At 37.2% G+C, this 24,414-nt stretch carries 28 protein-coding genes; 7 read left to right on the top strand and 21 right to left on the bottom strand.

The window, feature by feature from the left end:
- Positions 1-8 precede the first annotated feature (8 nt).
- The 16 genes from ABT56_RS19075 to ABT56_RS19000 all read right to left on the bottom strand — a co-directional run bounded on the left by ABT56_RS19075 (position 9) and on the right by ABT56_RS19000 (position 13,657).
- Complete coding sequence (locus tag ABT56_RS19075; RefSeq protein WP_047880500.1) at positions 9-1,388, bottom strand: conjugal transfer protein TraH; 1,380 nt, start codon at positions 1,386-1,388, stop codon at positions 9-11.
- Between the two features lie 12 nt (positions 1,389-1,400).
- Entirely contained in the window at positions 1,401-2,333 is a 933-nt protein-coding gene (traF, locus tag ABT56_RS19070; RefSeq protein WP_047880499.1) for a conjugal transfer protein TraF, read from the bottom strand.
- A gap of 101 nt (positions 2,334-2,434) precedes the next feature.
- Positions 2,435-3,601, bottom strand: coding sequence for a DUF7146 domain-containing protein (locus ABT56_RS19065; RefSeq protein WP_169753951.1), 1,167 nt, complete (start codon positions 3,599-3,601; stop codon positions 2,435-2,437).
- 126 nt (positions 3,602-3,727) lie between these two features.
- Complete coding sequence (locus ABT56_RS19055; RefSeq protein WP_047880496.1) at positions 3,728-4,180, bottom strand: hypothetical protein; 453 nt, start codon at positions 4,178-4,180, stop codon at positions 3,728-3,730.
- 59 nt (positions 4,181-4,239) lie between these two features.
- Positions 4,240-4,548, bottom strand: coding sequence for a hypothetical protein (locus tag ABT56_RS19050; RefSeq protein ID WP_157037920.1), 309 nt, complete (start codon positions 4,546-4,548; stop codon positions 4,240-4,242).
- Between the two features lie 7 nt (positions 4,549-4,555).
- Positions 4,556-4,849: a hypothetical protein gene (locus ABT56_RS24070; RefSeq protein WP_157037919.1), complete on the bottom strand. Its 294-nt coding sequence runs from the start codon at positions 4,847-4,849 to the stop codon at positions 4,556-4,558.
- Between the two features lie 80 nt (positions 4,850-4,929).
- Positions 4,930-6,552 (bottom strand): VWA domain-containing protein, encoded by a 1,623-nt coding sequence (locus tag ABT56_RS19045; protein WP_047880494.1) that lies wholly within the window; start codon positions 6,550-6,552, stop codon positions 4,930-4,932.
- A gap of 86 nt (positions 6,553-6,638) precedes the next feature.
- Positions 6,639-6,965, bottom strand: coding sequence for a hypothetical protein (locus tag ABT56_RS19040; RefSeq protein WP_157037918.1), 327 nt, complete (start codon positions 6,963-6,965; stop codon positions 6,639-6,641).
- 5 nt (positions 6,966-6,970) lie between these two features.
- Positions 6,971-7,174, bottom strand: a complete 204-nt coding sequence (locus ABT56_RS19035) for a hypothetical protein (protein WP_047880492.1) — start codon at positions 7,172-7,174, stop codon at positions 6,971-6,973.
- A gap of 80 nt (positions 7,175-7,254) precedes the next feature.
- Positions 7,255-8,343, bottom strand: a complete 1,089-nt coding sequence (locus ABT56_RS23400) for a DUF3150 domain-containing protein (RefSeq protein ID WP_053062572.1) — start codon at positions 8,341-8,343, stop codon at positions 7,255-7,257.
- Positions 8,344-8,368: 25 nt separating this feature from the next.
- Complete coding sequence (locus ABT56_RS19025) at positions 8,369-8,830, bottom strand: hypothetical protein (RefSeq protein ID WP_047880491.1); 462 nt, start codon at positions 8,828-8,830, stop codon at positions 8,369-8,371.
- 78 nt (positions 8,831-8,908) lie between these two features.
- Complete coding sequence (locus ABT56_RS19020) at positions 8,909-9,913, bottom strand: AAA family ATPase (RefSeq protein WP_053062571.1); 1,005 nt, start codon at positions 9,911-9,913, stop codon at positions 8,909-8,911.
- Between the two features lie 121 nt (positions 9,914-10,034).
- A complete protein-coding gene (locus tag ABT56_RS23395; protein WP_053062570.1) occupies positions 10,035-10,619 on the bottom strand; it encodes a hypothetical protein in 585 nt (194 codons plus the stop codon).
- 76 nt (positions 10,620-10,695) lie between these two features.
- Positions 10,696-11,985, bottom strand: coding sequence for a lambda-exonuclease family protein (locus tag ABT56_RS23390; protein WP_053062569.1), 1,290 nt, complete (start codon positions 11,983-11,985; stop codon positions 10,696-10,698).
- A gap of 71 nt (positions 11,986-12,056) precedes the next feature.
- Positions 12,057-13,115, bottom strand: coding sequence for a RecT family recombinase (locus ABT56_RS23385; RefSeq protein ID WP_053062568.1), 1,059 nt, complete (start codon positions 13,113-13,115; stop codon positions 12,057-12,059).
- Positions 13,116-13,195: 80 nt separating this feature from the next.
- Positions 13,196-13,657, bottom strand: a complete 462-nt coding sequence (locus tag ABT56_RS19000; RefSeq protein WP_047880490.1) for a hypothetical protein — start codon at positions 13,655-13,657, stop codon at positions 13,196-13,198.
- A 444-nt stretch (positions 13,658-14,101) separates the two neighbouring features.
- On the opposite strand from ABT56_RS19000, the gene ABT56_RS18995 reads away from it, so the two are divergent.
- Positions 14,102-14,353, top strand: a complete 252-nt coding sequence (locus ABT56_RS18995) for a hypothetical protein (protein ID WP_047880489.1) — start codon at positions 14,102-14,104, stop codon at positions 14,351-14,353.
- Here ABT56_RS18995 and ABT56_RS24685 read toward each other — a convergent pair.
- Positions 14,347-14,607 (bottom strand): H-NS family histone-like protein, encoded by a 261-nt coding sequence (locus ABT56_RS24685; protein WP_047880488.1) that lies wholly within the window; start codon positions 14,605-14,607, stop codon positions 14,347-14,349. The two genes, ABT56_RS18995 and ABT56_RS24685, sit on opposite strands and share 7 nt — an antisense overlap.
- Before the next feature lie 105 nt (positions 14,608-14,712).
- Here ABT56_RS24685 and ABT56_RS18985 point away from each other — a divergent pair, with 105 nt between their 5' ends.
- Positions 14,713-15,504, top strand: a complete 792-nt coding sequence (locus ABT56_RS18985; protein ID WP_047880487.1) for a hypothetical protein — start codon at positions 14,713-14,715, stop codon at positions 15,502-15,504.
- Positions 15,505-15,632: 128 nt separating this feature from the next.
- Here ABT56_RS18985 and ABT56_RS18980 read toward each other — a convergent pair whose 3' ends face one another.
- The gene (locus ABT56_RS18980; RefSeq protein WP_047880486.1) at positions 15,633-16,343 is read right to left on the bottom strand and encodes a SprT-like domain-containing protein; all 711 of its coding nucleotides are present in this window, start codon (positions 16,341-16,343) and stop codon (positions 15,633-15,635) included.
- 118 nt (positions 16,344-16,461) lie between these two features.
- Here ABT56_RS18980 and ABT56_RS24065 point away from each other — a divergent pair, with 118 nt between their 5' ends.
- Positions 16,462-16,629 (top strand): hypothetical protein, encoded by a 168-nt coding sequence (locus ABT56_RS24065; RefSeq protein WP_157037917.1) that lies wholly within the window; start codon positions 16,462-16,464, stop codon positions 16,627-16,629.
- 68 nt (positions 16,630-16,697) lie between these two features.
- Positions 16,698-17,156, top strand: coding sequence for a hypothetical protein (locus ABT56_RS18975; RefSeq protein WP_047880485.1), 459 nt, complete (start codon positions 16,698-16,700; stop codon positions 17,154-17,156).
- A 120-nt stretch (positions 17,157-17,276) separates the two neighbouring features.
- Here ABT56_RS18975 and ABT56_RS23380 read toward each other — a convergent pair whose 3' ends face one another.
- The 3 genes from ABT56_RS23380 to ABT56_RS18960 all read right to left on the bottom strand — a co-directional run bounded on the left by ABT56_RS23380 (position 17,277) and on the right by ABT56_RS18960 (position 22,392).
- Complete coding sequence (locus tag ABT56_RS23380; RefSeq protein WP_053062567.1) at positions 17,277-17,870, bottom strand: TfoX/Sxy family DNA transformation protein; 594 nt, start codon at positions 17,868-17,870, stop codon at positions 17,277-17,279.
- A 782-nt stretch (positions 17,871-18,652) separates the two neighbouring features.
- Entirely contained in the window at positions 18,653-19,090 is a 438-nt protein-coding gene (locus ABT56_RS18965) for a hypothetical protein (RefSeq protein WP_047880484.1), read from the bottom strand.
- Positions 19,090-22,392, bottom strand: a complete 3,303-nt coding sequence (locus ABT56_RS18960; protein ID WP_047880483.1) for an adenine nucleotide alpha hydrolase family protein — start codon at positions 22,390-22,392, stop codon at positions 19,090-19,092. Before ABT56_RS18960 ends, ABT56_RS18965 begins: the two co-directional genes overlap by 1 nt.
- A gap of 148 nt (positions 22,393-22,540) precedes the next feature.
- On the opposite strand from ABT56_RS18960, the gene ABT56_RS18955 reads away from it, so the two are divergent.
- The 3 genes from ABT56_RS18955 to ABT56_RS18945 are packed head-to-tail and all read left to right on the top strand — an operon-like array spanning position 22,541 to position 24,408.
- Entirely contained in the window at positions 22,541-23,707 is a 1,167-nt protein-coding gene (locus tag ABT56_RS18955; protein WP_047880482.1) for a DGQHR domain-containing protein, read from the top strand.
- Positions 23,708-23,709: 2 nt separating this feature from the next.
- Entirely contained in the window at positions 23,710-24,033 is a 324-nt protein-coding gene (locus ABT56_RS18950) for a hypothetical protein (RefSeq protein WP_047880481.1), read from the top strand.
- A gap of 27 nt (positions 24,034-24,060) precedes the next feature.
- A complete protein-coding gene (locus tag ABT56_RS18945) occupies positions 24,061-24,408 on the top strand; it encodes a hypothetical protein (protein WP_047880480.1) in 348 nt (115 codons plus the stop codon).
- Positions 24,409-24,414: the final 6 nt, after the last annotated feature.

The following is a 24,414-nucleotide window of genomic DNA, read 5'->3' as shown; positions in this document are numbered from 1 at the left end:
CCATATCCTTAGTTAACTTTTGAAACAGAGACATAATTTTCAATTTGTTTGAAAATGGCTTCTTCTGAAACTAATGTTGAATAATGATTAAAATCAGAATTTAACTTTTTCTTATTTAATTCTAGTTGTGAAATGGCTTGTTCACGCTGTGATGACGGTAGTGAATCAAGTGACCTTTCTGTAATTTCAAAAATATTATCAGCTAAAGCCTTGCTTGCATCCATAGCAACTCTTTCAGCACATGCGCTAACAATTAAATCCATAGAATTTTTTGCTTCTTTATATCGTATCGATGATAGTAATCTCAGTTGGTTAATACATTGTTGACCTACAGCAGATCTAATTGATGTGATTACTTTTGCGTCATTTGACCAATCGCCATTGTTTTCAATAAATCCATCAGAAATATCTTGCAATCCTTTTTTTATTCGTTGAGTCATTCCTTTAAAATTAGTTTTTTTGTTATTGTATACAGGAGATAAACATTGATCTTTTCCGTTCCCATCAGAGCATTCGTAAATAGTTACATTTCCACCTGCCATTAAGTTAAAGAGTGATAAGCGATAGCCCGGTATTATTTTAGTTTGAGGCTCATTGGCTTCATTACTGGTATCGTGATTTATTACAGTTGTTCCTGTCATTGTCATCATTGCCAATAATAGATCTTCATCATCTATTGAATTAAAAGCATTTAAAATCATGTCTTTATTTGATTTTGTATGCATGGCTCGCCATACGAGATTTCCAGTAACAATTTCTGAATATTGAGTTGGTGCATTGTTTTTTAATTCTACTGTAGGAGATATTCCTTCTGTATTTCCTTTATTCCATATTTTATTAAAATCGCTGACGATCCCTAATTCAGATAATTTACTTGATGATTGTTGCTTTAGATTTTTTATACCAGATAATTCAAGACCTGCATTTACCATTCCCTCTGCGGCCTCACAGCTATTAATGTTCATTTTATTTAGAGCTTGGGAGAAGGCTTCGAGGTTACTCATTACCTGTTCACAGATAGCGCAGGAGTTAGCAAGAGCTAGTTTTACACCATAGGCGAGAGAATTAGTGCCTATTGCCTTTAATGTCGAAATTGCTTCATCTGAGGATATTGTACTAAAACTGCCACCATAAATGTTTATGCCACTACAACCTGCTGTTATCTTTGGAGCTGTTGCATTGGCAATAGATACATTTTTAACAGGAAATCGAGAGTAAAGAGAACCAGCGGAAACAACGCCTCGCCGTGCGGATTTATAGGCGTTAGGTTCTGTCGTATTTACCATTGCATCAAACATAGATTCCATTTCATTATCGAATGATGCACTAACTGGTTCTGCTTGGATAACCGTCAACAATAATATTGCCGCACCTAATTTTTTTTTCATAGTTAAAATGCCTTATTTGATTTTTTCATTAAACTTCATTGTTGGAGCAATTATGCCGCCAACTTTACCATCTGGAGTTTTATATAGATTGCTTGGCCGTGTCATTTGTTGGATTTCTTCGGTTAAAATCCCCATTCTTTTTGCGGAATCAATAATTCTAGTAATAATATTGTCAAATGAATCTAATCCTTGAACGATCACCTCAACATTTCCCGCTCTATCGATAAGATAGAGAGCTGGTAATCGGATTAAATTTAGTTGTTTTGCTTGACCTTTATCATTTAGAAAGTTATTGGCAAAAATTGTTCCTGATAAGCCTTTATTATCCATTGAAATTGCTTTAATAGTGAATCCATACTTTTTTTGAAGCAATTCAACTATTGGGGCTTGGGCATAGCTCATTTGATCATCGCTACGGAAAAAGAAAAATATACCCGCCTGTTTTGATAATTCTTCCATGATCGCATTTTTATGTAATGTTGCTGATTTGTTCATGAGCTGCATACCAAAATTTGCTGTTGGTCGCGATGCAACAGAATCTAAATAAGGATCACCATATACAGCCGATATTCTTGCATAACCAAACTCTGTAGCTTTGTCAGTCATATACTTTTCTATATAGAGGTAGTTTTTCATTTTTTGTAAGTTATGAGGATCATCTTGGGCTGCATCTAAATATTTTTGGTAATTTTCTCTTATCCATTTTGCACTTAAAGGTTTAGGTGAGTTTTTATTAAGTTGGCTTTTTATTTCTTTGTCTATATTTTTATTGGGATCTTTAATTAATTCGGTAACATCTAGAAGTTTTTCTTCATTATACCAAAACCAACCCTTTTCTTGATTTTCTATGTATTTTTTTGACAGTGTTTTATTTTCATCGGCGGATGATGAAAATGCGAAGGTGGCAATTACTAATGTGGTAATTGCCTTTAGCTTAATCGACATTTAATGCCTCCTTGTTTATTAGAGAATAATATACGAATTTGTTTATTTTTTCATATATTAAAAGTAAAAAAAAACCTGCCACGAAGGCAGGTTTCTTGTTTTTATATGATAGGGTGAATAATTAACTTGTTAAATTCAAGTGTCCCAGTCTCTCTGAGAACATCATTCCAATCTCTATCACGATTATTAGCAGTCGGAACAAAGATCTGTACATATAAGTCTTTTCTTATTTCCATCAGCCTTTCTGCTAATTTCATGGCATTATTAATACCTACCCCATTAATATCATTGTCGGCCCAATAATTAAGAACCCTGATATGAGGTTGTGGATTAAAGGATAGTAACCATGTGCTGCTGATGCCACTTTCTATATTTTCACCAGTAGCCCGATACACTGATAATGCTGTTTCAATCCCTTCCGCAATATTTAGCGTAGTACCCCCATTGTTGAATAGTTTGATGGTTGATCCTCCAATCTTTTCATCAATACAGGTGTACATGATTTTTTTAGCATTATGAGGCTCTTTCTTGTAAGGCCATTTGCTTACATCTAGTTTATTACCATCATGATCAAGATAAGTCCGATGCAAACTCACACCTTTCCCATTTTTCTTAACAACGGCTATCATGCAAGGGAAGTAACCAAAAATTACCCCTTCATGCTGATAAGCCATATTTGGATGGAAACGGATGTTCTTACCTAGCTCGATCAATTCCAATTGTGTTAAAGCAATTCCTCGTTTGCGTAGATATTTAACAAGTAAATCTGATCTGGGATCGGCTATACTAAATGTCTGGTTAAATACGCTAATAAGTTTTCGCTTATTTTTCAACAAGTCTACTCTGTTAACCCTCGGCTGAGGTGCAACAAAATTTATTGTTGGTTGCACTGGTGGTGTGTAGTTATCAATATTCTTATATTTTCCAACACGTAAATATTTACCTACTTCATTTAAAACGGTTTTGAAATCTGAGTTCATTGCGAACATTAAAACCTCAAATCCGTTAGGCAATGCACCAGCTTGGTTACTAATACCACCCCCGGTATCGTTGGCATCATCAAATAACCTGAAACCATCAGTTGTACCGCTACCGACAGGGCATGGTACATGGCATCCAAGATTTTTAATTGCTGGACGTAAATTTTCTGATAAAGCATCGAAAATTTCCAACCAACGGCCAGCCGCTTCACTACGAACCCGATTGGCAAAACTTTCAGGTGGTACATAGCTTGGGCGTGTGGTTGAACGATAAGATGAAGTTTGCATAGTAATTCTCCTTGTCGGGGTATCACAAACGGTTGGCATCCGTTTGTGATACCCCGACCGTTAAATGAAAAAAAGGAGATCTATGCCCCGAGGGGAATAAATCCCCTTCGGGTTAATTAGGAAATGTTAAATAAACAAGTCCCGATATGCTTGATGACTTCTTAATTCATCAAGCATTACTGGATAAGCCCTATTCATTGAATCAGACTTAGTTAGTTGTGCCATTTGCTTATAATCAAGTTCAACAACAGGAACATAAATGTTACCCAGATGTTCAAGCGTAACTTCCCATGTTGGATCGTAGTATGAGTCATGAATCTTTATCCATGCATGAGGCACAAGGACACCATTACTCGCAAATCCAAGAACATACTTAATAGTCGTTATGTTGATATTTGCGTCTGAGTCTCGAAAAGAAGACATGATATCAAAGCTATTTTGATAGCACATTTTCGGTTCGACCATAATATCTGAGAATACAGACAACCGATGAAACATAGGTTTAACATTAATAGTTTGTAGTCCGTTTGGGCTGACTCGATATGCTAATTTAATGAAATTTGAAAGTTCAGTATTCATATTGCAATGCAAACCCCGCGAAGGAGGCTTGCCCTCCTTGGGGTTTTAACAGTTAAAATTTATTCTGACGGTAAATTGTTAGGGAGTTTTACGTGTTGCTCGATCAAGCGATCATTCTGACCATAAAGGTACTGAATGTAGCAAGATTGACGTATAACACCTTTTACCAGTAACAGAGACGATAATTTATTGGACAGTTGATCATGAGTCATTACATCAAATTCTCGATGAACAACCGAATCTCCAACATGCATAAGTACAAAAGCAACGGTTCTTTGTTTCCATACAATAGACAGGTAGATACCTGAAAAAAAGGATTCATAGACCTCATCGCCTCGATAAATGAATTTTTCAAATTCAATTTTCACAACTACCTCAACAGTAATACTTGAGCACGAAATTCCGAAAAATTGTAATGTCAAGATTATATTCAGCAAAGCATACCAAACTTGAAAATGGATGAATGCTATTATCAAATAACCAGTTGAGCGATTCGGATTTATCAGGTATCCGATCATCTGATATTTGTTTCAAGCTATACATTATCAATTCTTCACGTAATAGAGAAATATCATTATCAGTCCATTCTAGAGTAATGTCTGATTCAAAAACTTTAGGCTTAACACCACGAGGTTTTGATGCTTTATGTGTAACAGTAATAGTTTCCATTGTTTAATCCTCACAATTAAAAGGGAGGATTAATCCCAATGGGGATTAATAACCTCCCCATTTGGGTTTATTTAAAATAATTAGTCAATAACTTTTTCAATCATTTTGAATAAGTCTGATTTTAGATTTTTAAGATCATCAATAACAACATAGTTTTTTCCATAAATATGTGTCATTGAATGATGCTCTATATCTTTACCAATACCAATACCATAACTTTCCACCATCTCTTTTTTGGCTTCTTGTATATATTCTCTGGTAGGAGTAGCGTTTCCTATTGTTGGTTCACCATCAGTAATACTGAAAATGATCTTACGTTTACATTTTGATTTAATCAACTCACAAACTGAATGGTAATAAGCCATTGCAATTGGTGTTTGACCATCAGGTGTTATATTGACCATGCGTTCTGCTAATACGCGTTCAGCATTTTCATTTTCTTTTTTCAATAATCCACAAGTATAAAGATTCTTGTATGGGTAAACAGTAACAATAGTTTTAATTTTGCAACGTTCTAATGCTAGTGTTAATGCAATAACAGTATCCCGTGCAATTTCAAACCGTGTTTTGCTTATTCCAGATACATTGTTATTCATTGAGCCAGATATATCTAGCATTAAAACAACGCATGTATCTATAGTTTTACGTTTACCTTCTGAGCGGAATATATTTCTATCTCCGCGAACAGAACGGTGCAAAACTCGTGTGTTTAGTCTGCCATGATCATTATCGCGACAAACAACCCGACGTTTCGTTTGCATCATTCCCATCATACGGCCAATCAGTCCGTTTGCTGTCATTTTCACTGAAGCATTGAGTTTTTTACCTGCTTCTGGTGTGGATCTATAATTGGTTTCACTTAGTGCTGTTGTCACATTGCAAGCTGCATTAGTCGTGAAATCATCCAACACAGATTTAACATCACCTAAATCGGCAATATCTGATGCATTGGCATCAAGTGTAATAGCAATTCGATCCGCTAGCCCTTCATCTGAATCATCTTGAGCATCGCTAGGGCCATTTCCTTGGTCTGCACCAGAATCATCTTGTTGGTTGGATTCAGACTTTTCCTTTTCATCGTTTAGCATCTTTAATAGAGCTAATGTCATATCAACACTGTCTTGGCTTGAATTGAGTTCATCAACTTGTGATAGAACCCCTTTCATTCGATTTAGAATGTGTTGATTAAACGTTTGTAAAAACGCTTTTTCACATTCAGGTAAAACCAAACCGTAAGCTTTTTGTGACAAATATTTAAATCGGCCATAATATAGTGCATAAAAAACGAAAATGGTACTTGGGTGATCTGTATTAGTAAATCCACGGATCTTTCTCGTATCATATAAACGTTGAGCTAGCATATTTAACCAAATTTTGGTTCCAGCAAACTCTTGCATTAATGCCATTTCAATCCGTATATCTTCAATACAATTCCATAACGTATGCGCGATTGGCGTGTTAGGTTTTGTATTAGGATCTATATCGAATGAATTATATCGGTTATGACCGACCTCATGCACCAAATATCCTTGCATTACATGTTTATCTTCTTGTGTATCAAGATCGTAATCAGGAACATTAATTACCGCCCCGTTGGTATAAGCCTCTGAACCAGAAACATTTACTCTAATATTAAATTTAGCTGATAATCCAGCTGCAATGATTGGCATTGAACGTTTAAAGATAGAGCTATTCTTACTCATAGTTTTACTCCAAAAAAAAGTTAATGGAGCAAATCACCCTAACGAGTGATTTGCCCGTTAGGGTTTAAAGTTAAAGTCAGTATCGGTTAATAATCATATTCATCTTCTGATGGATAAAAATAACCTTGATACTCACAAACAGTAGAGGCTGATAAAAAATTATAAACGGCCTCTTTTTTGTAGCTGAACTTTAGTGGATATTTAAGATTTACGCGCAGAATGCGTTTTTCTGTTTTAGAGTTAATAGTACGTTGTATTTCCTCATCTATAGGTTTACAAGCATACACATCAATACCCATTTCAAGCAGAGCCATCTTTATAATTGGATCGATAAATTCATCATCACCAATTCTATATATGAATAACTCATAAGATAAATCAATGCCGAGCATCCGAATATCTTCATCGCTCATACCATTTATTGTGTTAGGACAGTTTTTTTGGCTAACCAGATAAAAACGTCCATGCCACCAAATACACCGTATCCGTTATATTTAGGTTCGGGAATTGGTTCGTCATTAGGTTGTAATAAATAAACTACCCGCCCGCTGTTCTCATGATTTGCATAAGCGTTTGCAATAGATTCTTTAGAATCCGCAGTCTTCCAAGAGAAAAATCCCATTGTGTAAACCTCATTTTAATTAGTAAAAGAGGAGTCACATACCCAATTGAGGGATGTGACCCTCATTGGGTTAGAGTTATTTAGAAGAACCAAGAAGAAGACGCAGCAGCCGCAGCAGATGTGCTATCGGTGTCTTTTTCGCCCTGATCAATGGTTGTCGTTTGAATGGTTGTGTCAATAGTGGTTTCTATCGATGCGCCATCATTATTATCTCTCTGATTTGTTGTAACCTGATTCGTGTTAACAGATAAATCAGGGATATCAAACGTTGAGCTTGAAGAAATTGAATCACGCAGCGCAGGTGGAATAAACCCATTGAGCTGAATAGTATCATCTGGACTAGAAAGAAATTGTTCTAGCAATTTCTTGTTGCTCAGTGTGCTAACTAAACCTGAGATCTTAATAAAATGATCTCCGCGAAGTTTACCTGTTTGAGGTAGTTCTCGAAGAAATTCATTAATTTTATCACGAACTTTCAAATAACGAGTGTCAATGAAAGATAGTGATTCAATTTTATCCCTTAAATTCCTAAGTTTCGTTAGGGATGATTGCGTGATCTCTGATTTTTGCGACCAATCATTCATGATGGCATCGCAGTTATCAATAATGTCACTAAATAGCCCATTTCGTAAGCGATCACCTTGCTTATCAAGCGATTTTTCTTGCATTCCATTGAGCGGTTCACAATTTAATTGATAAATATCGTAATCAGCTCGGAATTTAGTTTGTAATTGTTCACGCGTAGGACACGCATTCCGAATTACACTAGCCCATTTCTGGTCAGAAATGCTGTTTTGCCAATTTTTTGCTTTCACATCAAATGTACTCAAGAAATTATCCACTTCTTGGTTGTATTCAATAATGATGTCATTCAGCTTTTGACAAAAAGAGTCCATGTTACTCATTGGGATAGCCCATGAGTTCCCACCTAATTTCAAACCAGAAGTGTCGCATAAACGTTCAGCCCGACGAGCAATCTTTGTAAATGGACGAAGATCTTCAGGATTGATGGTATATACATGGCCCAATTTAGCAACTTGTTCAGGTGGTAATTGAGACGCATCGATACCAAGGTCACTAGGATTCATTTTTTTATTACCAGTCGTTTTTTTAAAATGAAGGGCAATAAAAACAGTTTTTTCAATCATATCGTATTGTTTAGTTTTCATGTTGGTATTTCCGTTTTATGAAAGTTTAGAAAAACATTGATTTGTTATTACTAATGTTTTCGTTTAATGCAAATGCCGTAGGCTTAAACTTTATCGTCAAATGATTAATAAATATTTCAAATGATGGATGGTTCAATTCATGGGCCAGAGATTCAACTAACTGCGAAAGATTTTTCGAGAGGTCAGATCCCAGTGCATCGACAATGCTAATTTCCTTGTGTCGCATATTGACAAACGCAAGATAAAAGCATTCTTCTATTGTGGTGTTAATAACAATTTCATCATCACAAATAATATGTGTCTGAGATTGTTTAGTTTTTTCTTCAATTAAGAATTGTAATTTGTGAAGGTTAGTAATGAATATTGAATCTTTACTAACATGAATTGAACAATCACTCGAAGTTAGTAATAAACTTTCGATTTCCTTTAATGCATCAATTATTTCTAATTGTGCTGGAATTGTGACTGTATATGGTTTTAGTTTCATGATTGAACCCTTGTTAAAATTAAACAAAGGGATCAATCATTCCTTCTGGGATAATTGATCCCCGAAGGTTTAAGTTTATTAATTCGTATTTTGTGGATTGTAAATATCACCAAATACGGCTTCTGCAAATGCTTCTATGGCCTCAACTTGAGACTTATCAGCGCAACGGTTTAGCAGAGAGCGTTCTAATGCATATTTCACGGGTGCTGGGTTTAACGGGCTATGCATTCGCACAGTACGTGTTGCCCAACGGATCAATGTACGTGTTGAAAACGTAATTGACAGTGAAATATCCGAGTTGATATCAGCTTTTACTGCATCATCCTCGGGTTCCTTATTGGCATAAACAGAGCGCACTATGTTTGCCACCCGAACCATGTTTTTAACGATATCGCTTGGTAAACTTGGTACATATTTTGAAACAATATCTGTTTCAATCTCCATTGGTGGATAGTTACATAGAACTACAAGAAACCGATCCATTGTAGCCATGTTTTGAGTATTCACACCTTGGTAGAACCCGGTATGGTCGCCAGAACCGCAAGAGTTTGCTGTACACACTAACCGAAATCCTTTTTCTGGATAAATTACCTGACCACCGAGCTGTTCGATAATCAAAGGAGCACCTTCCAATATTCCATTAAATTGTGAAAATTCAGGCGGTAAAAGTAAGTCAGATTCATTCAATAAACAAATGACCCCTTCTTTCATTGCTTTTGTCAAAATGCCATCAATCCACACTGTGTTTCCGTTAACTAAATCCCAACGGCCAACAAACGTTTCAAACCGATCATTCTCACCGCAAGTGTGCGAATAGACAGGAATATTTAAACGCCCGGCAATTTGTTCAATGACAGATGTTTTACCGCACCCAGTATCACCAGATAACATCAAACCATCACCGAATGATTCATCCATAAAGTCTAATACATCACGCAAGACTTCTTTGTTGAATACATAGTTAGGGTTGATGGCTGGTACTAATGGGTTATTAGTTGGTTCATATCCATTAACTTCTATTGGAGCGTTAAAGCCAAACAGAGATAGCGGAAATTTCTTTTCTACGAGAGGATAAGTTTTCATATGATTAATTCCTTACAAAATATATGAAAGGGATCAATCACCCCCGAGGGGATAATTGACCCCCAAGAGGTTTGAATATTTAAAGTTTAAAGTTACCGATTCACAAGAATGGTTTTAAAAATTAAAATTTGAACAATGCATCTTTTTCGTTTTGGCCTGTTAGTGCCGCTGACAAAAAATTAACCATTGCTTTATTGTTATTGTGCTGAAAGTACATCAGTAAATCACAAAGTGTCTTTCCTTTACTGCTGAATTCATACCCCATAGTATTCCAGAAATTGTGTTTTTCACCATAACTGATAACTATCTTTACCAATGCGATTCGTTTATCAAAAGAGACAGAACGAATGCGGTCATGGTAAGGCATAACTTCAACGAGTTCTTTAGCTTTTTCATGAGAAATTTCATTTAAAACTAAAGATTGAGTATCGATAGTAAATACTCGACATTCAGGTGCATTATTTAGCCAGAACGTAATATGAATGGGGTTAACTCCAGCTCGAATAGGTACAAGTTGAGAGCCACATTCACGAACTAACCAAATACAAGTGAATTTATCAGTCGCATACTTTTTAATTTTTTCGTAGTCGATGTCTAAATCCCATTTGTAATACTTAGGTAATGAAACTTCTTCGGTAGCTTGTTTCATTAGCTCAACCATTTCTTCAATAGATTGCGCAGTTTTTGACAATGTTTTGTTAATCATAATAGTCACCAATTTAATTGTTAAAATTTAACGGGCAACTATCCCCAAGGGTAATAGTTACCCAGTGGGAGTGTTGTTAGAAGAAGCTTTGCGCAGCGGCTTTACTCGCATATGCAGTGTAACGGGAATCTCGGCGTTCCTCTTGGTCGGCTTCGTCTTCCATATTATCAAAGTTATAAGCGTTCGGCTTTGCAATGACTTCGGGTTCAACCTGTTCAACAGATACCGTTTTTTGCTGCGGTAACGTGTTGTCAGTTTGTTCGGGTTCAAACGCATAGGATTGCGGCTGTAGCGGCTCATCTACAACGTTTTCGTTTACAGGTAATGTATCCGTCTCCGTTGTATCATTTGGCTGCTCTGATGCAATCTGAGCGGGTTCTTCGTGTATCTCGATTGATTCATTTGGTTCATCTAAGGGTTGACCTAGCTTATCCAATGAAACAAGGTGAGAGGTCTTCGTTTTGCCCCTAAAATCATCAAGGTTGATTTTTATCCCTTGAGTGATCAGGTACTCAGATAGTTTCTTAATATTAATGTTGCCGATACGTTCTATCTTTTGCACCTTGCAACCGTCTCGATAGATCAGGCGATCTTGTTCAGGAATAAAATCTGCAAGTTCACCTTTTAACTGGTTGAGTTTATTTTCAATTGGTTGCAATACTTCTTTGATACGATTGATCTGTGATTCGACTTTCCGATACTCTGCTACCTTCTCTTTCCATTCAACGGCATTGAATGTAGAAGTTGGTTCGTAGGTAACGGTGTCTTCGGCGGTACGTTCGGGCGGTGTGCGGGTTTCGACCAACTGCCAAAAAGCTAACGCTTCTTTTTTTGCATGTTCAATGAACGCAAGATCAGGTTTGATAAGAGCCTGAATGGGTTGAAAACCTCGCAGATATACAAATAACCGATTCTGCTCTAGGTTCGCACACATGATTTGCCATTGAATTTGAGCAAAATACAATTGATATTGTATTGAGTTGGCCTTTTGTTCCCGAATGTTTTGATACACTGAGCGACAAGGACATTTGATTTCCACACCCTCATTACCAATGATAGCAAGTCCATCTAGAGACGCTTTGAACAGTGAGTTATGATCGTATTCAACACAAACTGGAACAAACGGCACATCAAACAGTTTTTCAACGGCTGTCAGTGCTTCCGGTTCTTGCTCAATACCGCGATTAACGTGCCAATTATTAGACAAGTCATCGGGTGTTTTATAGCCACACAGTTCTGCCCACAACTGGTAACGTGTCTGGTACGGACTGATACCCAAAATAACTGGGATCATTGAAGCGGTGATTCCGGTGTTTCGCCAGATTTTCCATGCTTCAGTTCGTTGTTTTAAATTTACGATAGCCATTTTTAACACTCCAAAAAGGAGGGGCAAAAACAGCCCAAGGGGTGTTTTTTACCCCAAGGTAAGTAAATTATTTACGCGTTTCGCTGTGAGTCTCTTAATTCAGAGAGCGCATAGTTTAACGTGTCACCGTGGTACGATTCACAGAATCGATCACAAGTTGCTTCCCAAGCTCCTTTTTCCGCCGCAAATAACACCATTTGATCAATCCGATTTTTGTCAGTTGGATGAATGTTATTGAGGTTGAAAGGATAATCACCGTCATCGACGGCCATTTGTGCTTGTGCCTGTTTAATGACTTCCTGTACGTTTGATGTTACGGGCGTGTCATTGACATGAATACATTCCGCATTTTCTTGAACCAAGTTGACCTCATCTTCAAAGTAGTTTAAGAGAGATTGATCTTGTTTATGTTCAAGAACGGGTACGGTTTGTGTAGGTGTGATATCCAAAGGTTGCATACTACGCCCCGCAATATTGCCTGACATCTTTTCCTGACTTTCAATGATTCTTTCGTATTCATCTTGGTCATAGATATCTGACATGCCGAACGTATAACGTGCAGTTTGGATGGTCGCTTTGTGGCGTAGCAATCTTTCAAAATGCGTTTGCCAAGGCGTATCAATTTGATATGTACCGCCTCTGTTATCGCGCAAGGTTAACTTTGGGCGGTAACAGTTAACGGTCAGTTCTTCAATCTTTACGGGATGTGACCAATTTTTCCTGTACATAATGCATGTGCAGGAAGCTGGCACTTGCCTATTCAAATCAGGCACCGAGATTTTTTCAGAAGAATAAATAAACTCAAACCCATCACAATCAGGGTGAGTGGTGATTACTTTCAACCAACCATCAATGGTAACAACGGGTATAAAGCCACCGCGTTTATCTTGCATTGGAATGATTTCTTTCCTGAACGGATCGAGATCATAGCGTTGGCAAACCAGAAGGAAGGACATCAATGTGACATCTTCAATTTCTGGATCACCATTCTTGGGTTTGAAAATAACTTTTTTCAAAGTATCAAGAACCTTGGCGGGATCGATTTCATACCGACTCGCAAAGGCCCGGATTAGAGAAGGTTTTTCCTCTTTTGTTGTAGATAGCGCGGTTTGATCTGTTACTGCGTTCATGGTGAATCCTCATCTTTTAAAATTTTACAGAGGGTATTCACCCGAGGGTAAATGCCCTCGGCATAATCTATGATTAAAAATTAATTGTAGATTGGGTAATGCTTATTTACTTCTTTACGTGCGTAAGCTGGAATAAGCATTAATTTTTCATCGATATCTGATGTTTTTTTATCAGGTGATGATTTTAGGGTTATTGCTTTGGCCGTAGCCATAGCTGTATTGGTTTTTACTTGTTTAGCTTTAACTTTTTTCTTTTTCTGATTCATGGTTTTGAAAAATTTCATAATACGAATAAGAGAAATAGAAAAAGTTGTTAAGATATTCTTTAAAGCATTACCAACACTATTGGCGGGTATTTCAATTGCATTAAGAATGATTGAACCTAACCGATATATAAGAACGATTAGTTTATATGAGGCGAAGAAAATAATAGAAAATCCTACAAATAGGATAATCATCTGTTCTATTGTTACTGCGCCCATATCAAGATAAAAACCATTAAATTCAATTACACGATTCATGGCATGTTTTTCAGCATACATAATTGATTTCCTTATAAACACGTATAAAAAAACCACCGTTTCAATGCTAAGTTTAAGCATTAAAAATCAGTGTCATTGGCTAAAAGATATAGCAAAGATTAGAACAGCATTTTTAAAATTTTAGCTGTTAAAACCGATGATTGCAGAAGTGCAAATAAAGTATAGTGTTACAAATATGTGACTCTGGGTGGCCTCACATACCAACATTTTAATGTTGTTTCCTAGCTCGTAGTTCTCTTTCGATAACTTCCCAATTTTGTAGCTAACCTCATAAGAGGACTTCAAAACTCATAAGAGTTTTATTAAAGTCCTATGATAATACACTCATTATAAGTAAAGGTCACTACCCTCGTTCAAAAAAAACATGGATTTTGACACATTTTTGAGTGATTTGATGTAGAGTATGATGTGAAACATTATCATCAATAATGAAAGAGAAAATAAATGATGAATAACAAGAAGATAGATGAGCTACATTCACAGGTGATTCCTGTGTTGGAAGAATTGGTAAGGAGGTGTAATGAGTGTGGTATCACACTTAATGTGGATGTAGGAATAGATGATGAAGATATACGTCTAAGTTATAACTCAAAATATGACACTCAAGCGGGCGAAAAAAAAAGAAAAATGACTCAAATAGAATTGTTAAAAATTATAATGAAAACGAATCCGCAAGTTATAAAAAGTGTTCACTGATCCTTATTCCTGAATTGCATGATTACTTCTTGCGGAGTAAAGCCTTGGCCCATTATTTCATTTCTTATGTTCTCAATTAGGATGCGTCTTGATGCTTCTGTGCGTGAGGTATTGGTTTTTTTTAATTTTTCAATTGTGATATTAAATCGGGATGATAATTTATCTAATGAATCATTATCCAACCCATTTAAGATCTGTTCCAATGTTCGAGTGTTACTGAGAAGTGTTAGGATCTTTTCCTTATATGTATCCATTGTTTACCTTTTTATTGCTTATCTGCTATCGTTGAAGTAAGTGTTAAATAGAAACATCAATATAAAACAAGACTATACGGTTGTAAACAATGTTTAAAATTAACTATGAAAACATATAATCCATTAGATATTTCACAGTTTGTCGTGTCGTTAGGTAATGAGCAAAAGGTATTACTTAAACGATACAAAAATGCACATAATAATCTAATTCAATCTCACTATCCGTTGAAAGTGTTCTCTACAAATTTGGGTTCGGTTGTGTTTGTAACTGAAACAGGTTTAAAAATGGATGTTATCTCGCACTTTGTTTCATTACAAAGTCAATATAAAAAAGCATTACATCAGCTAGCATTAAAACAGGGTAAGTTTTTAACCATTGGAGATCGTTCAACTCTTACTCCATGCTGGACAACACCTATGGGCCGCGTCAGTGTATTTGATGGGGTTCCAGATAAATCTATACTTTCTGTTCGCATTCGAACTCAAGATGCGTATCGTGGAGGGCGTTTTAACTCTCATGATGCATTGGATATCATTAAGAAACGTATAATAAAAGCAGAACATGCTATAGAAAACAGCATTAATAATCATCAATATTCAAGAGTAAAAATAACACAAGAACGTTTAAGCGATTTAGCCATGTCTTTAGCGTTTTTACAAAAAATAGTTATTAAATATGGTTCTGAGAATTTGGTGATTAGGATGAACTCAGGTAAAGCAACGAAGCTGTTTTTTTCTAATGGTGACAATTCTTGGGTTGATAGCCCTGCCCGAGTTATGTTCGCTTTCGTTCATCCAGAAGTGAGGTTTGAATCGCCAAGAAAACGAGATAGAAAATCATCCCTTGAATTAATTGGGCGTTCAAGTGGAATTTCAGTTTTCAACATAAAAAAATAGGTATGGCATAATATGATACTTGTATAACTTTGTAATCATTAATGCATTCAAAAATTCGTATAGCCATTAAATGGTAATGGCTATTAATTAAAAGACTATGAACTAATCATTTTCAATGATTTTAGCTACTAACCTATTATTTCATACTGTGTATTACAGTTGATGCAAAGAACTTTAAGACTTGATTTTCCCCAGAGTGCGTCCCCGCATTTTTGGCAAACAAACTTTGAACGGGTATTTTTTTTATTAGTTGATTTTGTGGAATCTTTACTTTGATACGGGATTGTTTGTAAATTAGGAGTGTCTTGTTTAGTGATCATATCATTGTTTGCAATTGTTTCTGATTGCATGGCGGTCATGTCATACCATTTAATTAAATGGGGGCGTAGTTCTACTAGTTTCTCGGATAGAGACATAAATTTACCACCAATTATAGGATAGTCTGACATATTTTGCCCTGTGCGCTTGCCCCCGACATTTCCATCATGACTAGGCATCAGTCCTATCTCTTGCATTTTTGCGGCCCATTCCTTGTTATGATAACCATTTCTGCTTGGTTTTCCGAAATGATGCTGCCATAAATGCACTTGCTCATGGACAATAACAGAAAGAGTGCTGATTAATGGTACAAGAGGGATACATTCTGGATTGACTGCTAATTCTGCAACGGTTTCCCCCTTATTGTTTATAAATCTATTGGTACACAAATATCCAGAGCTGTTCGGTTGTCGCTGGAGTGTGATTAAGCAATGTGGCAGTTTTTCGTCAAATAAATTCTTATTAAAATAATTGTATATAAATAGTAGGTTTTCATAGGTGTCAGTTGTTGGTGCTAACATTTGCTAATCTCTTATTGTATTGTACAATACAAAAGTAGAGCTGTTTTTTGCTACTGTCAAGTTTTGTAGTTAAAACGCAACAGAGAATTTACAGTCATTAAAATATGTGGAAATATCAATGAAAGAAGTACAGGTGATTTTTGTTAGAGAGATACAAATTCATTGCCCTTATTGTGGGAAAATAACACTAGGTTATTATGAAGATCCGCGAGGGAAAATGATTGAGTGTGAGTATTGCGAGAATACGTTTATAGTATCAAAATCAACAAGTTTAGATTTTTCATAATCTGGCATTATATGTTAGATAAAGATGATTAATTTTGTTGGATTTGTGCTCGGGGAGATTGATGAACCATGTCGCTTGAAGTTTTTTTATCACAAATTGCAGATGCTATAGATAGTACACCGCGTGAAAAAATAATATCAATGTTATCGATACGATTACCGAAGTCATGTAAAGAAAATTTTGATGGTTATTTAAAGCGTAGCGCCCTTTCTGAAGATAAAAAAATAAAATTAATTACTCTATCTAGTTCAATAAAAGCAAGGCCATTTAAAAAAGCCATGCTTCCATTATCTGATGGTAACATGGCTTATATTGGTTTACTAAATAGAAAAGGAATTAGCTATTCGAAAGGTGTTGCAATAATAAATACACAAAAAGCAATGGATTTGTTATTTGATCAGATGAGGATATTAAAAATAGAAAATAATCCAAGATTGGTTGAGTATCTAATAATAAATCTCGAAAAACAAAATGTGTTCATACCAGACGACTTGAAATTAAATAGTCCACACTCATTTTTTATTTAATAAATTGATTTTTATATTTTAATTTCATGAGAAATAGCATAGACTTACATCTATAAGCATAATAATTTTTATGACACTCAATTTTGCGGCGCAATATCGATAGATATTGCGTTTTTTTTATCACTGGAGTAATTGAAGTTGTGAAAATATTTCTTTTTGTTCTCTTGGTGTAAATACTTTCCAGTGTTTCCTCTCAATAGCTCCATGAAGTTTCAGTAGTAATTCTTTATTAATACCTTTATGCATATTTTTAATTCTTAAATATGATTCTAGAGCGCCGATAGTCTCCAGTTGTTCCGTTGTGTATACATCAATATCAGCTAACATCTTAGAATGTTTATGAGTTAAATTTGGGAGTTTTGTTAGGATATGGCTATCTGCGAAAATTTGTTCTTCCTTGATTTTTACAATAGCTTTTTTTGTCAGATAAAGGTATCTGGCCAAAATAACAGGGTCATCTGTTAGTGTTGTTATACAAAAATAATGTGAAAATCGTTTTCGGTAATCTTTGTCTGGTTCGTATTGTTCAAATTTCATCTTATTACACATATCAACTATATTGCCTTGAGCATTTAGATATATCTGATTTTCATCAATGATAGAAATACAATCACCATCGTCAAATACTCCAGTTAATCCAAACATATTTCTTAAAGTGAAATCACCAAGTTCTAATACGAGAGCAGCCAGTGGGTTTTCTGCCATACTTGCCATTTTTTATATCCTAATAAATATTATGTTCAAGAGCTTTACTGCTGAGTTATTTTTCAACAGATAATGTTGTTATTTATATCGTTATTATGAGTGGTTTATTTCTCGGTAAATTATTATAGATATTTCATGTTATGGTTCAACCTGTTTTTTTAACAGTTAATTGATAGAATTTATTATGATAAAAAATTGCACCAAATATTCTGTGTGTGAGGTGCTGTATAAAATGTAAAATAAACGAAGCGTGTTTTATTTTTTTTATTAAAAACAAAAGGAACATTATATTTATAAAAAGGTACAGGTGAGCAAAGCATGACACCAAAACCAAACCAATTTAACAGTTTAATAATGTTATGTGCTGTTATGATGGATGTTGTTTTTTTTTACTTTATTGTTTTGGTGTTTTTTTTATTATGTTTTTATTTCTATAATTTACTTATTAAAAACAATAAAAAGCTATTAAACAGATCGAAAGTCTAATTTTATCTTTTGTTCGATTTGTATTTTTAATCGTGATGATTAAAAAATATCATCGTGGGTATGGTGGAGTATGTGTGATTTTAGGGGGAAGGAGCTTTAAGTAGGTTATCTTTGATCTTATACGAACATATGACTTCTAATTTGTTTGTCATCTGTCAAAAACGACTCATTTTAGGGCTGTTTGAGGTAGAGGGTAAAATTGGATAAAGTCGAATTGGGCCTGTCTTCCAGACATCCATGCAGATTATTTTCTGTCAACAATTTCTAAATTGTCAGAACATCATATTCTGCTGTTTGCACCATAACTAAAGTGTTTTTAGTAGTCGAGGTATAATCATCGGCCGATTACGCCACACAAAAATTAGATCCAAAATATCAAGATCTGATTGAAACAGCATATCGACGTTTTTACCGTGTTCATGTAACACGGGTTCCAGCTTCTCTAAAATCGCTCCGGCAAGAAGACCTACATACAGCGCACTCTTACCCTTCTTCATCCAATCTGAAATCGTACTTGCGGTAATGTTCATTTCGGACTTAGCGAACGTACCCTCCACACCCATAATCTGATTAATGGTTTTTGTTTTCACACTGGAAAAAAGAGCCTCAACTGTTTCATCTGGTAGTTGCTCAAGCAGAATTACGCCCTGCTCCAAATATCTCGCGTACTCAGGCCGTGAATGTTTCCATGTCCTGTACGTGTTGACAGGAACGCCGATTAGAGAGTGAATTTTGTCGTTCATTATGCTACCGAAGCGAGGAAGTTTAATTTGTTTTTTGTTGACATTCGTTTGACGCTTTTGGAACCGGAACTGATCACGCTGGACTCGATGATGGCGGCTATGTTTGCTAATTCGGCCATGACTTTGTTGATGAAGGCAATTTTTTCAGCGATTTGCTTAATCTTCACATTCCGCGATGCTTTCCAAATCGGATAGTACGTAGTTTGGCACTGAGCGTAATCATTATGCTGCGTCTGGTAATCGAGCCAGAGCTGATTGTGATCCGCATCGGGTTCGTTTTCAATGTTTGATAATAACACTGATAGAGTGCAGGCTTTATTATTCCATTGCGACTGCATTATATTGATGGATTCGGCCATTTTCTTTAACTGTTGAATATAGGTTTTCATCAGTTGCAACTTGGCACTTGGTTTTGTGTCAATTTCCGCAACGGCATGGTTTGAAAATAGCGCTTTTAAGCAGCTATCAAGATCCGTCAAGCTGGCACTGTTGATAGCGAGTGCCATTCGTGCTGACGCGATGCGCTGCGGTGTGCGAAGTTCAGACGTATCAATATGCCCACCCAAGGTAAAATGCAGTCCCTTTTGAATCTCATCCAGTGCCACAGCGAGATTATCAAAGTGGCGTTCGATCAGCGGTGAGTAGTGGCATACTGAAATAGCCTTACTGAGACGACGAATATTGTTGCGGTATTGCCTAATACACTGTACCGCACGGCACTTATCGCTGCGATGCTGTTGCATCGTAATCACGTTATCGAGTGCATGTAATTGTGCTTGTGTTAGAGCGGCATAGTCATAAACACCGATTTCATCAAAGATATCTGTACGCTTGAGCGTATTCACGAGCTGTTTGACGTACTTTGGTGCAATCTCAATTCCAGCGGTACGCAATAGGTCATGAGCATGGCCGGAACCGCCGTACACCCGGACTTGTCGATGTAGCCAGCCTTTGCCTTGAAAATGCTTCACTGTACGGATTCGGGCATCGAGTTCGCGGTCATGGGCATTCAGTGCTTTTTGCCAACCGTCGATCATCATCCACTGCTTAAACGTCTTGTCATTGATGGTCAGATTATCAATGGCTACTTGTGCATCGGCCTCAATATCAATACTGTCATGCACACTCAGGCATGAGCGTTCTTCTTGGTCAAAATTCAACGCGATCGATGTTACCGGGATCAACGTGTTTGCATGTAGAGCTGGCATGGATTTGGCCGGATAAAATTTCATGCGAGTTGTTGTTCGTGTGATCTTGCCATTGGCTCCGCGTCGGATCACGCGTTCAGTTTTCTCGTTATACGGCACAGGCTGTGTATTGCTGCGGGTTTTTTGCAGACCAAGAAAAGCATGACTCAAGAATGGCACTTGTAATGATGTTCCCCTGCTCATGTTTAACATTGAAAGTATGTCGGTACGTGTTTGTCCGACCATCATTTCAATTAAGCGACGATATGTGTTCGTTAGGTACTCACTAATGAACGGCAAAATCAGCGTTTCCACGTTTTTAGCTACGCTGCGGCCATCGACTTTGATCTTTTGGATGTGCGGTATTAACTGACCATTTTCAGCCAGTGTGCAGGTTGAGCGAACATCAACAGGCAATGTATTAACCGGAACGTCTTCAATGCTGCAATTGTACTCTTTGTCGAATAGATCAAGGACACCTGCGGGACGCTGCCAATACTCAAGGAAATGTGGTGATTTCAGTGGGTGAAATTGCTGTTCGAAATTGGCTGTATGTAAAGGCATCATTACTGCGTCAGGCAGTTTATTTGCCATTTTGATTTTACCGTAACGCTGCTCATATTCACGATTGGTGATCGGCATAGCGATGCGTTCACCGTCCAGTACACGTTGATAGATCGAAATTGGTTTGTAAGAGGTGGTCGCCACGCCATCAATGAGCCAGCGGAACGATAGCATTAGCGCATGTTTGTGAGAGAAGCATTCATACAGTGGACGTTGTGCCACTTCGGCGTACATTTCCAAAAATTGCTTTTTCACACTCGGGGTTAGAGAGTCATCGTTAGCAATGTCACGCATACCTGCATGTTCCATTTCACGCCCCTGTTCGACCAGCTTTTTAAACGCACCAGCTGCTTGTTCAGATTCCACACTCAAAATAGATGCGTACCAAACCAGTTTTTCTAAGTGGCGAGCTTTTAGTACGTTCGGTTGTAGCGCGATCCGGTTAAAACCCACGGAATCGACGGCCTTTGCATGAAACGCCCGGGCTGACATGCGGGTAGAAAGACGGAACATCCAATCGCGCACAGCAAGTGCTTTATCACTACCAAGTGCTTGCCAGCGAGGATACTCATTCAAAGCCTCAGAACTCTTGTCAAAGACCCCTACCATCGGACAAATATAGCAACCGAAGCGTGCGGATTTTCCACCACAAGAGGCTTGTTTTTGCTGACCAATAACGACCTGACAGCTTTCATTTTTGCCGTTGCCGTAGATAGCGAGGATGAGTCCGTGATTTGGTAAGAAACTCGGGAAAAGCGCGTCTGTATTGCCCAACATAGAGCGGATCATTGGAGCGGAACCTGACAGTTCATGAAAGAGGAAAACTTGTTCGTCAGTCCAGTGATTGATTGGTGCATATTGATAGATAGTATTACCGCGTGAAATTTCCACAGCGGTCATCAATGCTAAGGGATTTTGGCGCAAATTGGCTTTGTCGATATTGGCACTTCTCCGGGCAGACTCCTGATCACGACTACCAAGTAGACTAATGATAGGCGAATCCTTATATCCTTGGTTTGCCAAAGAAACGGCCAATGTTCTCAGGTGACGCGTAGCCGTATCAATTTTCAAAATAACGCTGCAATCGCCTGACTTGGTTGGGTTCGGAAGCATCTTTTGTGCAGAACCCCACCGAATGAAATACTCATCAACTAATCGCGGTGTAAGCAATGAGAAATGCAAGTTTACGCCTAACCGGGCTGCATACTGTTGGACGCGAGGTGACAGGTAATGGACAGCCATAACCATAGGTACAGCTTCAACAAGCGTATTGACGGTTGTAACAACCAACGGACGTTCTTTTTCTACGCGGCCAGCCTTAATAGATTTCGCATAGGCGTGAATAGAGGCAATGAGTACCGTCAGGCTATCTTTACCGAATGAACAGGGAATGTGTCCGATTGGCTTTTTATCTGACTCAATAATCGCAGAGATATCGTCAATGGTCGCATGATACAAATCGAAGACCGCCTTTTGCTCTTGGTACTCTTGTGTGCAAAGCGCATTATTGATCGATATAGCGTTTCCGTTTTTTAAGATATCGTTCAGCATGATTATTGTCCTGTTATATTTCCTACTCTTTTATTAAAACACATAAACATAATCACACAACGTAAACCGTAAAATTTTTTACGGTTTATGTTTGAAAAAAAAGAAGCTGTAGTACGATGATCATATATTTGAAATTTGGAGCATCATCATGACTGCATTAAAAGATTTTAACCTACAACCAATTACATCAATTGAAAATATCGACTTACTACTATTCCCTTCACGGAATGGTTTAGGCGATGTTCATAACTTCGATGTTTTTTATGGTGAAATTTCACTGTGTAATTTAGACAAGCATTTCGATGTTGAGGCAAATAGCGATACGATTGATGAGTCTTTGAAAATGCAACGTGATGTTGATACAGCCCGAGTAAAAGCCCTGACAAGCTATTTAAAAGAGCGGAAAGACTACGCGCTACCTCCGGTCATCTTTTTTGTTAATCGGCTGTCTAATGTCGTTGAGCATTCGTTCAATGCCGGAAAAATGGTTGAGGCAACATTAGAGGCAACTAGTCACCGTTTTATTGTTGATGGGCAAGGTCGTACCTACACGATCAAAACAATGATAAAGGTACTGAAAGCACTAAAAGAACATGGCTTAGGTTTTATGATGTTCGTAACTAACACTGATTCTATTTATGATGCGGAAGTCGTAATTAAGCAATTATTTAGTGACATCAATGGTAAGACGAAAAAACCAAGCACTTCGCTGTCTTTATATTTTGATTCATCAAAACCATTCTCCCGTCTATTGAATGAAATCATTCAGGCTGAAATAACGATTGGCTCAGAAACCAAACTGCTATCAGATATTTTGTCTAAGCAGGGTAATATTTCGGTCGGTAAGCTATGGACGTACAAACAATTTAGTAAATTCTTTTGTACAGTATTTAATGAGTCAGAAGCGAGTTTGAATAAGTCACTGGCCGATCCTGATACATATTGTCAGTTTGTGGATATTGGTAAAAAGTTCGTATTGAACATTCTGAATAATCTTCCTGTTGAACTCTTGTTTGGTCAGGATTGGCGAAAGTTTCATGAAGAAGCCTTATTCACAAAAGCACTGTTTGCAAATGGCGTGGCGTTGGTTGGCCTTAGTCTTATTGAGCAATCCGCCTATTCCGGCAGTATTGAATGGTCGAAACTCGATAGGATGTCAGAATTGCCAATCGTTGATATGAGCAATGACCTGTGGGTGAAATACGGCGTATGCAGTAATGAGAACGGCAAAGTAAAGATCATCCGTGGCTGTGACAAGAAGATCGCCCGTGTGCTGTGTAATCAGCTCAATATCATGCCGAGCATGGAGATCTAATCATGGACTACATCAACCTTGATCTACTTGGATATCGCTGCCCTGACGTAGCTCAGAAGTTATTGAAGGGGCTGGCGATATTTGCGGAGTCTGATCACCACTATGCGGTGATTACGACAATAGAACCAAGCGCAGCGCGTGATTTAGCTAAGGCGATAGCATTGAAATATGAAGGCCGTATGTTGTTAGCTGAGACGCAAGAAAGTGCGATCACGCCTGATATCCGTGAACACATTCTTGGTTCGGATGTTGGGTTTGATGATGATGATCTATCTGGTGTTACAAAACAATTGACCATGCTAGTTTCTAAGATAGGAATCAGCTAATCCATCCAAGCCAACTGAGGAACAATCATGGCGATTCTATTTACTAAGAAAGAAGCAATGAAAGACTTGCCTTTCATTGAAGATAAAGCACTGTATAAAGCTGTGGATTTAGCGTTATGGCTCTATTTAGACAAACATTGGAACTTTAAAAATGCGGTTAACAAAGCCGCAGAAAAACACTCTGTTAATTCAAAGATTGCTATTGAAAGGTTGCTACGACAAGTCATTCCTGAAGAAATATTCTGGGACAGAATGAACGGGGCAAAGCCAAAAAATACTCAACCTACCTTAAAAGAAACTACTATTAGAAGTCAAAAAATAAAGAAAATGGAAATGGACGCTAAAAATCATGTAGCTGATATAACCAGACGTTAACTAAAC

It is taken from the genome of Photobacterium aquae (genome assembly GCF_001029445.1).
Taxonomy (GTDB): Bacteria; Pseudomonadota; Gammaproteobacteria; order Enterobacterales; family Vibrionaceae; genus Photobacterium; species Photobacterium aquae.
This window is presented reverse-complemented; position numbering and strand designations above follow the sequence as displayed.